The sequence below is a fragment of the Bradyrhizobium sp. TM239 genome, assembly GCF_036247985.1.
Classification (GTDB): domain Bacteria; phylum Pseudomonadota; class Alphaproteobacteria; order Rhizobiales; family Xanthobacteraceae; genus Bradyrhizobium; species Bradyrhizobium ottawaense.
Genome location: NZ_BTIR01000004.1, coordinates 157,070 through 170,364, shown reverse-complemented (window position 1 = coordinate 170,364; position 13,295 = coordinate 157,070). Strand labels below are relative to the sequence as shown.

Annotated in this window: 14 protein-coding genes; 3 read left to right on the top strand and 11 right to left on the bottom strand. The window is 64.1% G+C overall.

The window, feature by feature from the left end:
- The 3 genes from AABA84_RS08385 to AABA84_RS08375 form a co-directional block, all read right to left on the bottom strand.
- Entirely contained in the window at positions 1-237 is a 237-nt protein-coding gene (locus AABA84_RS08385) for a hypothetical protein (RefSeq protein ID WP_338311832.1), read from the bottom strand.
- Positions 238-426: 189 nt separating this feature from the next.
- Positions 427-843 carry a hypothetical protein gene (locus AABA84_RS08380; RefSeq protein ID WP_212251192.1) on the bottom strand — a complete coding sequence of 139 codons (417 nt, stop codon included), beginning with the start codon at positions 841-843 and terminating at the stop codon, positions 427-429.
- Between the two features lie 42 nt (positions 844-885).
- Positions 886-1,176, bottom strand: a complete 291-nt coding sequence (locus AABA84_RS08375) for a hypothetical protein (RefSeq protein ID WP_212251190.1) — start codon at positions 1,174-1,176, stop codon at positions 886-888.
- A 974-nt stretch (positions 1,177-2,150) separates the two neighbouring features.
- Here AABA84_RS08375 and AABA84_RS08370 point away from each other — a divergent pair.
- The 3 genes from AABA84_RS08370 to AABA84_RS08360 all read left to right on the top strand — a co-directional run bounded on the left by AABA84_RS08370 (position 2,151) and on the right by AABA84_RS08360 (position 5,406).
- The gene (locus tag AABA84_RS08370) at positions 2,151-2,324 is read left to right on the top strand and encodes a hypothetical protein (RefSeq protein ID WP_212251188.1); all 174 of its coding nucleotides are present in this window, start codon (positions 2,151-2,153) and stop codon (positions 2,322-2,324) included.
- A 990-nt stretch (positions 2,325-3,314) separates the two neighbouring features.
- A complete protein-coding gene (locus AABA84_RS08365; protein WP_445083402.1) occupies positions 3,315-4,901 on the top strand; it encodes an EAL domain-containing protein in 1,587 nt (528 codons plus the stop codon).
- A 139-nt stretch (positions 4,902-5,040) separates the two neighbouring features.
- Positions 5,041-5,406 carry a VanZ family protein gene (locus AABA84_RS08360; protein WP_338311888.1) on the top strand — a complete coding sequence of 122 codons (366 nt, stop codon included), beginning with the start codon at positions 5,041-5,043 and terminating at the stop codon, positions 5,404-5,406.
- Positions 5,407-5,492: 86 nt separating this feature from the next.
- Here AABA84_RS08360 and AABA84_RS08355 read toward each other — a convergent pair whose 3' ends face one another.
- The 8 genes from AABA84_RS08355 to AABA84_RS08320 all read right to left on the bottom strand — a co-directional run bounded on the left by AABA84_RS08355 (position 5,493) and on the right by AABA84_RS08320 (position 13,258).
- On the bottom strand, positions 5,493-5,939 hold the full coding sequence (locus AABA84_RS08355; protein ID WP_246550760.1) for a CHRD domain-containing protein: 447 nt from the start codon (positions 5,937-5,939) through the stop codon (positions 5,493-5,495).
- Positions 5,940-6,094: 155 nt separating this feature from the next.
- Positions 6,095-6,376 carry a hypothetical protein gene (locus tag AABA84_RS08350; protein WP_212251185.1) on the bottom strand — a complete coding sequence of 94 codons (282 nt, stop codon included), beginning with the start codon at positions 6,374-6,376 and terminating at the stop codon, positions 6,095-6,097.
- A 106-nt stretch (positions 6,377-6,482) separates the two neighbouring features.
- Positions 6,483-6,929: a hypothetical protein gene (locus tag AABA84_RS08345; RefSeq protein ID WP_338311830.1), complete on the bottom strand. Its 447-nt coding sequence runs from the start codon at positions 6,927-6,929 to the stop codon at positions 6,483-6,485.
- A 141-nt stretch (positions 6,930-7,070) separates the two neighbouring features.
- Positions 7,071-8,798: a chemotaxis protein gene (locus tag AABA84_RS08340; protein ID WP_338311829.1), complete on the bottom strand. Its 1,728-nt coding sequence runs from the start codon at positions 8,796-8,798 to the stop codon at positions 7,071-7,073.
- A 5-nt stretch (positions 8,799-8,803) separates the two neighbouring features.
- Positions 8,804-9,895 carry a protein-glutamate methylesterase/protein-glutamine glutaminase gene (locus AABA84_RS08335; protein ID WP_212251179.1) on the bottom strand — a complete coding sequence of 364 codons (1,092 nt, stop codon included), beginning with the start codon at positions 9,893-9,895 and terminating at the stop codon, positions 8,804-8,806.
- A gap of 16 nt (positions 9,896-9,911) precedes the next feature.
- The gene (locus AABA84_RS08330) at positions 9,912-10,766 is read right to left on the bottom strand and encodes a CheR family methyltransferase (RefSeq protein ID WP_338308249.1); all 855 of its coding nucleotides are present in this window, start codon (positions 10,764-10,766) and stop codon (positions 9,912-9,914) included.
- A gap of 136 nt (positions 10,767-10,902) precedes the next feature.
- Positions 10,903-12,708 carry a methyl-accepting chemotaxis protein gene (locus tag AABA84_RS08325; RefSeq protein ID WP_338311828.1) on the bottom strand — a complete coding sequence of 602 codons (1,806 nt, stop codon included), beginning with the start codon at positions 12,706-12,708 and terminating at the stop codon, positions 10,903-10,905.
- A gap of 61 nt (positions 12,709-12,769) precedes the next feature.
- Entirely contained in the window at positions 12,770-13,258 is a 489-nt protein-coding gene (locus tag AABA84_RS08320) for a chemotaxis protein CheW (RefSeq protein WP_338308252.1), read from the bottom strand.
- Positions 13,259-13,295 lie beyond the last annotated feature (37 nt).

Sequence of the window (13,295 nt, the reverse complement as noted above, 5' to 3'; positions counted from 1 at the left end):
CTATCTTGACGGCTTGCTGTCCTTGGACGCCTCCGCTGGCGCGTCGTCGACCTTGCCGTTGTTGGCGACGCATTTTTGGAAGTATTCGCGCTTGTCCTTGGCCGTTCCCTTGAGACTTCCGGCCGCGGGGTTGCCGACTTGCTTGGGCGGAAAAGCCTTGGCCACCGCCGCGTCGCATGCCCGCGCCACCTCGGCGGTAATGGCCAACGCCGTTGCCGGCGCAGCCAGGGCCAACACGCACGCCAATCCAACCAACCTTCGCATGTTTCTGATCGGCACCTTGTTGCTCCCTCGAACCGTGAATGCTTGCCGGAACCATAGCAAAAAGGATCGAAGCGCCAAACGGCAAAGCGACGCCGAATTGTCACGCGGTCTGCCTGTGCGTCTCGAAGGATGGCCGCAGAGCGCGTAGCGAGAGCCCCAATACTAGCTGTTGAGCTGCGGCGGCTTGAAATCCGGAAAACGCGTGAGCATTGCGGTCTTGACGAACTTCAAATGGGCAATGGTGCTTGCCAACTCCTTGAGCCGCCGCTGGCCGTTGGAGATGTCCGCCGCGAAGAGATCCTGGTGATGGTTGTCGAGCGCCTCGCGCTCGAGATACTCGTCGGTGCCGTTTCCGAAGGTGACGGAAGCACGCGCAAGCGCGTCATCGACACGCCGACTGAGCCCGACCTGCTCCCTCTCCGCATCTCGTAGCGCTGTGTCGATGGCGACCATGACGGCATCGACCCTCGCGCGGTCGGTCTCCGCATCACGCTCGGCGGAGCGGGCTTTGAAGCCCTTGTCCTCACGGCGGGAGCCGAGAAGGTTGTGCGCGCGTGCTCTCAGGAACAGCTGAAACATGTGGGCCATCCCCATTTTCGAGATCTAAGCCGCTACCATCGGTCAGGCATAGTTAACAAAGCCTAAATCCTGCATCCGCCCCGCCTGGCTTTGTGCGATCCACACCCGCCAGGCTCCTTCGTGCTTGGAGTAGAGCTCGAGCCACCGAACGTCGTCAACCGCGGCCGCTCCCTTGCCTGCGCGGGTTTCGGCCACGATTTGGACCGTCTCCTTCGGTGCAAGATCCAGCGCCTCGAATTCCGCCGTCTCGTCCAGCGAAAGGCCTATCAGAACACGATGCCCCTGCGCGTCAACAAAATACCTGCGCGGCGCGTTGTGCCGTTGATCAATCATTCGAATGACCCTCGTTCATGATCCAAGGACCAGGAAGATCTTCCAGATGCCGGCCATAGCTAGAAACAAACGCAATCAAAATGAGGGCGCAAGTCGTCGCGCCCAGCAACGCAATCAGCCACGTCATTTACGCCTACCCGCGCGGCCTCCAAAATCGAAGGCCCAAGCTCACCATGAACTGATCCGTCTTAGGTTGCCTTTCCAGAGCGCTCAAGGGCGGCGACAGATTAACCTAACCACACATGGTTATTCGACATCGCCACGACCGGCATTCCGTTGGACGGCGCGCGCTTTGCGGTCACGATGGCCGCTGGGGCCGACCGGCTTCCATCGAGGCGGGAGTATAAGGTGCATAAAGACGATATCGTGCCGATCGCTTCCGCGAGCGCCACGCCCGTACGCCATAGCCGCAGCCAAAGCCCGCTGCGAAAATCGATATCAAAACCAAGGCAGCTAACATTGGAATGTTCCCACGTTTGCCGGAACGTTCCTCCCGCGCTCATTTTCATCTTTTCGTTGCGTCGACTTCAAGATCGCGACCGCTGAAAATTTTGTCAGACGAACATGAAGTTTGTGCAACGTGATGCATGAAGATTGGTCGGCACGCCGAGGGCACAGAGCGCAGAGAAGAGGCTCGAGTTCTTTTTACCAGAACTCGGCAGGCCGACACCATGAACCCTCGTTCATCTGGCGTTTCAAACGTTGATCGGCGCGACTGAGAACGGCCGTCGGAAGGCGCGCATCGGATTCACCTGCGAAATACCGTGGTTATACGGAGCGTCGCGCGTCGATTTCATCGCGGTAAGGTTGAGCGGTTAGCTTAATCCGCGTTGTTTGTTGCGAAGTCTCACCGATCGCATATCCATCTTCGCACCGGGTTTCCCCAAGCCCGGCCCCACCCAAGCAAAGCCGTCGAGCGAACATGGGTCGCTTGGCGGCTTTGTCGTTGTGTCGACAAGAGGATCATTTCGGTTATGGCGCGCAAGCCCTGGTCGTTCAAAGAAGACCGCCGGCTCATGGAGCTGGCCAAGTCTTCGGCTTCGCTGGAAGAGGCGGCGAAGGTTCTCGGACGCTCGCCTGATGCGATCAAGCGCATGGCATTGCGGCTTGGTCTTTCGCTGAAGCCGAAGGCGGGCAAAAAGAGCTAGGCTCGGAAATGCGACGGTGCTCGCCTTGAGCCTCGCAGGACGACCTCCCGCGCTGCGGTGAATGACGATCGACCTCGCTGACGAGGCCAGCAGGTCACTCCAAATGGCTCAGCGGTCACGCCTTCGCAGATGCAGGCGTCAGCCCACCCAAACGAGTTGGCTCGTCAACGCCTGACCGAACGAGCCGACGAACTTTGCGGGGTCTTGAAGACGTTCGGCGGATCCCTCGGCCAGCGCCGCACCACGCTTTCGAAGCAGCCATTCTTCGAAGCAGACATTCTTTCAGAGCAGACGTTCTTCAGAGCCGGTATGGCTTTGTCTCGCCGGGACGGAACCAAACTCACGTTCGCGTGTTAATTCCAGTCCCACAGCGAGGTCTGGCAGTGCTCCACTTTGCCATTTCCGCGGTTTTGGTTTGGCTGGCGATCAACATCGCCTTCGTGGTGCTTCGGTTGCGGGCCATCCGCCGTCCCTCCACGCCCCACATCCAAGGGTCCAGCCTGCCTTATCCGGAGGCGATTCCCCTTCGCCACCGGCCCGGACGGTGAGCCTCGATCGAGCGTCCTGTAGCGGACTTCGTCCGGCCCGTTTAGCCTAGTTGTTCGTCTTCTTCTGGGAGCCCATCCCTGGGCTGGTTCCGTAGCTGGGCGTTCCCGTTCCCTTGAAAGCCCCACCCATGGTGTCCGAGCCGGAATTGCTGCCTGTGCCGCTGCGGGTCGCGGAGGTGGGCTGAGTGCCTGACGGCCTATCCTTGGTTCCCTGGGCCGAGGCCGCGGAGCTCCCGAGGGCCAACGCGAGGAGGAATAGGCTTACCGTTCTGGTCATACTGCACAACTTTCCATGCTTGAGGTCGCAAGACCATTCGTCAGGCAACCGCTGGGATCGGGCCTTCGGGCGCCGGTCTGGCCGTTAAACCCTATCTTAGCCCCCTCTGGCTAGGATCATTCGCAAGATCAGTCCCCAGCCTCTCCTGAATTCCTCCCGGACCGGATGAGACTCCAGCGATCGAACCTTCCATTTGCGGCGCTCGTTGTTGCGAGCACAATGGCGTTCGGGCTGGCGGGCCATTTTGCGGCGGACGGCGTCATTCGCCACCAGCAGGCGCACCAGTTGAGCGAGCTGACCGAGGTCGTTCTGCGCCGCTCCGAACTTGCGGTCGATTTTGCCGCGGCCAGCCTGGACGAGCTTGCCAAGCGCGATCTTGCCAGCTGCAAGCCGGCAGCGCTGCAAGCCATCCGGCTCCACGTCTACCAACGCTCGGCGATCAAGGACGTCCGTCTCGTCAACCCGGACGGATCGGTGATCTGCTCGGCCTATTCCGAGACGCTCGAGTTCGACAAGGGATGGGCGGATCGCCGCGACATGCTGCCCTCGCACGACAAGAAGCTCTCGCTGTTCCGCGTGGAGCAGTTCGGCGGCGACGCGTTGGGCGTGCTCAGGGACGTCAATCGCAGCTCCGCGCTGGTCGCCATCGTCGGCATCAACGCCGGCCTGTTCGATCTCATGCCCGCCGAGTTGCGTGCGCACAGCGAGGTGATCCTCGCCTTGAGCAATGGCGAGAAGCTCGGCGAATTCCGGCTCGATGCCGACCGGTCCCTGCCAGGGCCGATCAGCTTCGAGAGGCATTCCACGCGCTTGCCGCTTCACGCCACGATCCGGCTCGAGCACGCCGTGCTTTCGAGCTGGAACAGCGAGGCTTATTGGCCGGCGCTCGCAGTGGCCCTTGGACTTGGTGCACTGTTCGGCATCCTGCTGGCACGCAGCCGCCGGATGGAAGGGCCGGTCGCCGATCTCGATCGCGGCCTCGCGGCCGGCGAATTCAAGCCGTACTACCAACCCATCTTCGACCTCGGGACGGGCCGGATCACGGGCTGCGAGGTTCTGGCGCGCTGGGTTCGTCGGGACGGCTCGGTGGTGCCGCCGATGAACTTCATTCCGCTGGCCGAATCCAGCGGGCGCATCCAGGTGATGACCTGGCAGATCCTGAGATCAGCGCTCGCCGACCTGCAGGGCGTGTTGAAGGCGGACAAGACCTTCAAGATGTCCGTGAATGTCGTGCCCAAGCACCTGCTGAGCGCCGGCTTCGTCGAGACGCTGCGTCGCACGGTTCTAGCGGCTCGTGTCTCCGCACGCCAGATCGTGGTCGAGGTCACCGAACGCGACGAGCTCGACGATCTCGCGCACGCCGCCGCCGTCGTGGCCGAGCTGCGCGACCATGGCTTCCGCGTCGCGATCGACGACGTCGGCGTTGGTCACAGCGGCCTGTCGCGGCTGAAGGGACTCGGCGCCAACACGATCAAGATCGACAAGTTCTTCGTCGACACCATCACCGTGGATGCATCGACCACGACGATCGTCGAGATGTTGGTCGCGCTGGCCAGGGACTTCCGCATGACGGTCGTAGCGGAAGGAATCGAGACGGAGGAGCAGCGGCGCGCCCTGATCGCCTCCGGCGTCGAGGAAGGACAGGGCTATCTCGTCGCCGCACCGCTGCCCTTTGCGAAATTCAGCGAGCTGGTCGATTCACGCCGCCACTCCGCATCCGCAGCGCCGGCCGGCGACGTCCTCGTCGCCTGACCATCTTCGCCGGACTGCCTCCGGGCCGGCGATGGCGGCCAGGTTTTGGGCAGCCCGCGCCGCCGGAAGAACGACGAGGCGCTTTAACGATGTTCTCGTCTTTCGAAGCGGAATGGCCCTCAAACGGCTATGGTGGGCCATGCGTCGAAATCACCTCATTGCAGCCGCGGGAATCTGTCTTGCCCTCATCGCCTATGCCACCTTGGCAAGGCTGGCGGGGCGGCCGGCGCTGATGGGGCATCACGAGGCCTACTGGATCGTCGTCATCGAGCGCTTCAGCGCCTATGGCCTTTTGGGCTTCCTGCTGGCCTTCCTGTTGCCCGGCCGGCTGGCTTTGGCCTGCTCGCTCGTCGTCGCAGTCGCAATGGGACTGGAAGTCCTGCAAACGTTGACCCCCGATCGTGATCCGGGTTTCCTTGATGTGCTGCAGAAGGCGGCAGGAGGCACCGTCGGCGTCATCCTCGCCCAGACGATCCTGGCCTTCTTACCTCGGCCGCCAGCCTGAGGCCCACGGCGCTGACAACTTCTTCAGCGCAAAGCATGATCCGGAAAAGTGCGCAGCGGTTTTCGCGCTTTAGGGCGACATCTCTCCTACTTCATCATCTGCCCGCGCAATTCGCCGCCTGGGTTCGCGGCCGTATGAATGTTCGCGTACCATTTGCCGGCCAACAGGTCCGCCGCCTGGGCATCCGTGAGCGTGGCGCTGCCTTGGATGGGACTCTGGACCGTCTTGAAGGGCAAAGCGATGCCGGCGTTCTTGCCCGCTTCACTGGGACCATGAAAATGAGCCCCCATCGCCGGACCAGTCAGATTGGCAAACGTAATCGCATAGGTCAGGACTTTGGTTTGGGTGTCGAACGCGGCCTCGGCCTTGCCTGAACCGGAGGAGCCGTTCGGAGGCACTTCGTTGCTGCCCTTGAGGTCGGCCTGCAGCTTGACGACCTCCGCCCGTGACGGCGCGGACGTGACGATCAGCAGCCCGCCGAGCATCACCGTTCCCAACAGTGTCACGCCGACCCGATACCTGGCTTTCCTCATGGCATTCTCCTACAGGCTCTGTGGCCCGCTGCGGTTGAAACCCCGGCCCCGGCTTGAAATTCCGGAGACGAGTCTATGCCTGATTCGCCAAAGGCTATCGGAGATACCACCGGGGTCGCTGTCGCCGCCGGTCCGAGGGTATCGCGCGAAGCGGGCTACGCTGCCCCGCGCTCGCGGAACCCGGTCGGGGCCAGGAGTTCGGCCATCTGCCTGTGCGTGCTCTGGAGCGCGGCGATGGCGCCGTCGAGATCGAAATCCGCCTCGCGAACGGACGCGAAGAACCTGGCCGTCAGCGCGAGGTCAAGCTTGACGCGCGTTGCGCCGTCGCGGCTCTTGCGACGGTCGAGCGACAGATGGATGGCCCGTAGTCTGGCTTCTGCCGGCGTACAGCCGCTGAGTGTCGCCAGTTCGTCGTATGTCATCCAGATCTGAGGCATGTTCTCGTCCGTCCTTTATTGCCGCCTCATCCTAGATCTCTGCGCCTAAATGCACCGTTGCCGCCGCGGTCGCAGCCCGCTTCGCTGCGATAGCGTCAACGCAAGACTAAGATACGGAAGGCCTGGAAGGCGCAGGAAATTGGCGCGGCCGCGAACGGCTGTCGAGGCCCTTGGGCAATTTGTCATTGAGCTTCACGACGGCGCCTCGAGCCTCCGTCGCCGGCGCATCTTCCTGGCTGTAGATCAGCGTCACCTCGAACAGCACGTCGGGCGCTTCCCTGGCCGTTCCGGAGCAGGTCGCCATCGCACCGGTGCACACGCCCGCGAGACGGACCTCGACCTCGTCCAGACCGAACACGGTCGGCGGCCCCTCGGCATACCGCCGCGTGGTCAGGACGGCCGTGAAGCGCTGGTCGTCACCGAACTGATAGGAGCCGCCATAGGTGAAGAAGCTGTCGCTGCCGGAAATCCGTCCGTCCGCCAGATGCACGATGCCCGTGCCCTGGCCGCGCGGGGTTCTGAACCAGGCCGCATATTTGCCGTCTCTCATCATGGAAACATCCGCCGTAGAATTCACTGGTATTTGCAACCAACTCTGGGGCGCGACAATGACCGACGCGGCGAGTATTCCGCGACGGTTAACGCCCTGCAAAGCCAACCCGTCAAATTGCCACCGCAGCACGCGGCGACGCCGTCAGAACAATTCTATGCCGTCATCCGCGGTCTCGACCGCCTCGACGCGGCGCGTCGCGGCAGTCGACGCCAGTCCGAGCGTTTGCAGGAATTCACGATGAACGTCCCGCTCACGCTCCATCGTGTAGCGCGCGAAGAGATCGTCGAGGATCGCCTGATCCTGCAGCTCCGGCTGTAGCCGCTGCGCGCCTGCGCTCGCAGTCTCGAGCCGCGTGGCGACCGCAGGCAAGGCTGCGGAGCTTTCGCCGAGCCTGGTCATCAGGCCCTGAGCCGAATTCATCAGCCTCTCGAATTCCGCGCCTTCGTCGACGAGCCGGCTCATCAGCTTGCCGAGCCGTTCGTTGCCGGCCTCGACCTCGCGTAGCGCCTGAAGGATCTGCGGCTCGAGCTTGGCAAGCTGGGTGGGGTCACCCTGCACGCGGAGCTCCTTCAGCTCATTGGCCGAGCGCTCGATCCCGTCGAGCACGGGCCGGAGGCGCCCGGCCCCCGCGGAGACCTGGTCGGCGGTGGCCTTGAGCTCGTTGGCGATGACGACGAAGGCGCTGCCGCGGCTGCCGAGATGGCTCGCCTTGAGGCCGGCATTCATTCCGATCAGCGTGATGTCGACGGTCGCCTCGGCAAGCCCGGCGATCGCCTGGCGAAATTTCGTCAGCGTGTCCTCGACGATCGCGAGCGCCTCGTCGACCGAGCGGCCCGCGCTTTCGCAGGTGGCGATCAGGGTCGATGCGTGCGCCAGCGTCTGCTTGATGCGCGTCAGGAACGACGACGAGCCGCCCTCCTCGCCGCCGAACAGCGTGCGGCCGTGGCCGACGACGCTGCCCGCATCGTGCAAGATCGCAGTCAGCGCGCCGACGATCTGGCCGACGTCGCCGCCGAACTCGCGCTGGGCATCCCTGAGCTGGGCCGCCTGCAACCGGCAAATCGCACCCACGCCGTCATCGCTCGTAACAGGCGCGGGAACGAGGCTCTGCGCCGATTCCGACGCAAGGCCGAGACCGTGGGACACGTGCTCGAGACGCTGACGCGTGCTGTCGCCCGCCTGCAGCGAGATGATCGCGCTGCCGACCGCCTCGGCGATCTTCCTGGTGCTGGAGCTGGCGCGGTCGGCCAGGTGGCTGCTCTTGCTGCGCTGGTCGCGTAACCCGGAATAGGCCGCGCCGAGCTCGGCGCTCTCCGACATCAGTTGGGCCCGGTACCGGCTCTCGAACTCCTTTTGCCGGCCGGAGGCGGTGGCAACCGCCTCGGACAGGCGCTGCTGGTCGCGCGCGCAGCCTTCGATCGAACCCTGCACGGCCCTGCCGAGATCATAGGCCTCCTGGGTGAAGGCGAGAAAGCCCTCGCGGTCGCCGTCGAGCGAGGCCGCCTCGATCCGGGCGCTGCGCGCGATGATGGTGATCATCTGGATGTGCTTGAACAGCGGCTTGAGCAGCGAGGACGCCTCGGCCGTGCTCTTGCCGATCGTCTCCAGCAGGGCGCTCTCCGCCGGCAGCGCCTGCGCCAGCTCGCTCAGCCGCGCGGCGATCTCCTGCAGCGCCGTTGCGGCCCCCTCGATCTCGGCGCCGGAGAGCTCGCCCGAGAGCGTAGCTAAGCCCTGGTTCAGCTCCTTGAAGATGAGGTGGCCGCGTCCGAGTTCCTGACCGACGCGCGCAAAGACGTCCTCGATGCGCGAGGAGACGTCCTCGATCGCGGTGGTTGCCTCGGTGAGCGTGTTGGCCGGAACGGGCGACATGGCCATCAACCCGCCACCGCGGCGTGCCCGGCCTGATACCAGAGCATGATCTCCCGCGGGATGTGATGCAGCGAAACGACCTTCTCGACGCCGCCATGGGCGATGGCTTCCTTGGGCATGCCGAACACCACGCAGCTCTCCTCGTCCTGCGCCCGCGTCGAGGCGCCGAGCTTGCGCATCTCCAGCATCCCGCGCGCGCCGTCGTCGCCCATGCCGGTCATGATGACGCCGAGCGCGTTGGCGCCGGCATGCTGGGCCGCCGAGCGGAACAACACGTCGACTGAGGGGCGATGCCGCGACACCGGCGGGCCGTCCTTGATCGCGATCTGGTAGCGCAGACCGATGCGCTGGAGCAGCATGTGCCGGGCGCCGGGCGCGATATAGGCGCAGCCCGGCAGCACCGGCTCACCGTCCTCGGCTTCCTTGACCCTGATCTGGCAGACGCCGTCGAGGCGCTTGGCAAAGGCCGCGGTGAAACCTGCCGGCATGTGCTGGACGATGAGAAGCGGCGGACAGTGGGGCGGCAGCATCTCGAGGACGTCGTTGAGCGCCTCGGTCCCGCCGGTCGACGCACCGATGCAGACGATGCGCTCCGTCGTCGGCCGAACCCTGCCCTGCACCGGCGGCGGGATGATCGCGTCGGCGGTCAGCTTCTTCTCGATGGCCCGGCGTTCGGCACGCGGGCGCACCCGCGCGCGCGCAGCCGACTTCACCGCCTCGCGCAGCCGCGTCGAGCATTCGAGCAGCGCCTGGCGTGTGTCGATCTTCGGCTTGGGCACGATGTCGACCGCGCCCGCCTCGAACGCCTCGAACATCACGTTCGAGCCTTCTTCAGTGAGCGAAGAGCAGATGATCACCGGGATCGGGCGCTGCGCCATGATCTTGCGCAGGAACGTCATGCCGTCCATGCGCGGCATTTCCAGATCGAGGATCATGACGTCGGGGATCTCGTTCTGGAGACGCTTCGCCGCCACGAACGGATCGGAGGCCGCCCCCATCACCTCGATATCGGGGTCTTCGTTGAGGATCGTCTGCAGGATTTGGCGCACCGACGCCGAATCGTCCACGATCAGTACGCGAACCTTCTCCCTCGGCATCTTGGTTGCGCTCCGGCTAGACCTGGAAAATGGTTGGCTGAACCTGCTTCAGCCCGGGCACGGCACTGTGAATCATCGATTCCGAATGTCCGACCAGCAAATAGCCGCCCGGACGCAAATGGCTGCACAATTGCTCGACCACCTTGCGCTGGGTCTCGCGCTCGAAATAGATCAGGACGTTGCGGCAGAAGATGATGTCGACGTCGCGATCGACCGGATAGGACTTGTCCATGAGGTTCATCCTCATGAAGTGTGTCGCGCGCCGCAGCTCGGGTACGACCCGCACCTCACCGCGCGACTTGTCCCGCGACGTCGAAAAATATCGTTTCACGAATTGCTCCGGCACCGGGCCGAGCACGTCGCGCGTGTAGATCGCCGTCTTGGCGAGACGCAGCACCGCGGTCGAGATGTCGGTCCCGAGAATGCGGTACTGGAAGCGCGAGCCGCTCCGCGTCATGTCGTCCAGCACCATCGCGGTGGTGTAGGCCTCCATGCCGGTGGAGCTCGCCGAGCTCCAGATCTTCAGGTTCGCGTTCTTGCGTCCATGCGACTTGAGCAGGCCGGGAATCGCGACGTCGCGCATGAAGGTGAAGTGCTGCGGCTCGCGGAAGAAGTCGGTCTTGTTGGTCGTCACCACGTCGATGAGATGGGTGAGCTCGGTATCGAAATGATCCGCCTCGAACAGGTTCTCGACATATTCGTTGAGACCGGAGAAGTTGAGCGCGCGCACGCGCTTGTGCAGCCGCCCCTCCAGCATCAGCCGCTTGCCCTGCGGCAGCTTGATGCCGACCTGTCCCTCGATCAGTTCGGCGATGGTCCGGAAGTGGCGGTCCGACAGATGCACGGCGGTATCCTGTACGGCGGGCATCATGGCCGCCGGCCCCGGTCCGCGACGGCGACCTGCACTGAATGTCGGGCCGTACGGGCCATCTCGAATCCTACGCGTTTAAACAACCGCTGAAAGAAGACCGGTCCACCGTCCCAGGGCAGACCGGCCCGCAAAAATCCTAGCGCTGGAAATCGGCGTCCCGATCGTCCTCGCCGTCATGCATGTCGAACGCAAAGCCGCCGCCACCGGCAACCTTCACGGCGCGCGCCGGCCGGGCCTGCACGATCTTTTTCGCCGGACGCTCGGCAGCCGCCATGGTGGCCGCCTTGGCGCGCAACTGGCTCACCGCCCGATCAATCGGCGCCGGCGCCTGGCTCTTCGCGCCCTGCTCGATGCGGAAATAGGCGATGGTGGACTGAAGCTGTTCGGCCTGCGAAGCCAGCTCCTCAGAGGTCGAGGACACCTGCTCGGACGCGCTGGCGTTCTGCTGGCCGACCTTGTCGAGCTGCTGGATCGCCTGGTTGATCTGGGCCGAGCCGACGTCCTGCTCGCGGCAGGCCGCGGTGATCTCCTCGACCAGCTCGGCGGTCCTCTTGATGTCCGGGACGAGCTTGGACAGCATCGCGCCGGCCTCCTGGGCCACCTTGACGGTGTCGGTCGAGAGCGTGCCGATCTCGGCCGCGGCGGCCTGGCTGCGCTCGGCGAGCTTGCGCACCTCGGAGGCGACCACCGCAAAGCCCTTGCCGTGCTCGCCGGCGCGCGCGGCCTCGACCGCGGCGTTGAGCGCGAGCAGATCGGTCTGCCGTGCGATCTCCTGCACGATCGTGATCTTCTCGGCGATGGTCTGCATCGCGTTGACGGCGCGGCCGACCGCGGCACCGCTGGCCTCGGCGTCCTTGGCCGATTGCGCGGCGATCTTCTCGGTCTGGTTGGCGTTGTCGGCGTTCTGCTTCACGTTGGAGGCCATCTCCTCCATCGAGGAGGAAGCCTCCTCCGCAGACGAGGCCTGCTCGGTCGCGCCCTGCGACAGCTGCTCGGCGCTCGCCGAGAGCTCCTGGCTGCCGGCGGAGACGTTCTGCGCCGCGGTCAGGGCTTCAGACACGATCTGGCGAAGCTTCTCCACCATGCGCTCGAGCGCAAAGCCCAGCGTGTCCTTGTCCGACAGCGGCTTGGCTTCGATCGTGAGGTTGCCCTGCGCGATCTCGTTGGCGACGGCCGCGGTGGCGTTCAGATTGGCGGTCATCGCGTTCAGGGATTTCACGAGATCGCCGATCTCGTCATTGCTGGACGTATCGATCTTGTGGCTGAGATCGCCGATCGCGACGGCATCCGCCAGCCCGACGGCCTTGGCGAGGGACCGGCTGATATTGAGCGAGATCCAGACTGCGCCAATCGCGGCAACGATGAGCGAGACGATGACGAGGACGATCAGAATCAACTGGGCGCGACGGCTGTCTTCGTTGGACTGCACGGCCTGCTCGGCCATCTGCCTCTTCGTATTGGCGACATAGGCTCCCATCGCCTCCGTCGCATCTGCAACCACCTTGCGCCCGTCACCCATCGAGCGCTCGGTTGCCTTGGTCTTATCGGTCTTTGCCAGCCTGATCGTCTCTTCCTGATAGACGTTCATTCTGGCGTAGGCGCTGGCGAAGTTGTCGAGCAGCTTCCTGCCGCCTTCGCTGGCGAGGGCATGGACCTCGTCCCTGATCTTCATGGCCTCATCGCGGAGCTTGGCCGCGTTCGCCGCGAATTCCTCGGCCTCGCCTGCCGTTCCCAGAATTGCGTTCTTTTCCGCCCTGACCTGCTGCCAGATGATCTTTTCGACCTCGGCTGCTTTCTCCATCCGCTTGGCGCGAAGCACCATGGAATCTGCGGTCGCGGCCATGTCGGACAACTTCATGTAGCTCACGGCGCCTGCTACCATGAACAGAAGAATGACGACGCCAAACGCGCTGGCGAGCTTGGCTTTGACGGTGAATCTCATTTTCAGTCTCGTTGGTTCGGATTGGGGTGCTTACGCGTGACCACGCTTCACTCTTGCAAACTCAGGCGGCGCGAGGCGCATCTGTTGCCGTGTCGCGGCCTTCCGGAACTTCGTCATTGGCCATCAGCTTGGCGAGATCGAAGATCACGACGAACTTCTCGCCCTTGCGGCCGATGCCGGCGGCATAGTCCGATTGCCATTTCCCGCCGACCTCGGGCACGGGCTCGATCGCCTGCTCGTCGATGTCGGTGACCTCGAACACGCAGTCGGCGACGAAGCCGACGCCGACCAGGCGGCCCTTCATCGGCACGTCGAGGATGATGATGCGGGTCGCTTCGGTGGCGGCCACGCTGGGCAGGCCGAGCTTGTTCCTGAGATCGACGATCGGATAGCCGCTGCCGCGCACGTCGATCATGCCGAGCAGAAAGTTCGGCGCGTGCGGAAGCCGCGAGATCGGCCGCATGTCGAGAATCTCCCGGACGTTGCGGATGCTGATACCGAACGTCTCGCCGGCGAGCCCGAGCGTCAGATATTGCGAGGTTGCGGCCATGATGCAGTCCAGGATTCCAGATTGGAAATGGGCACGG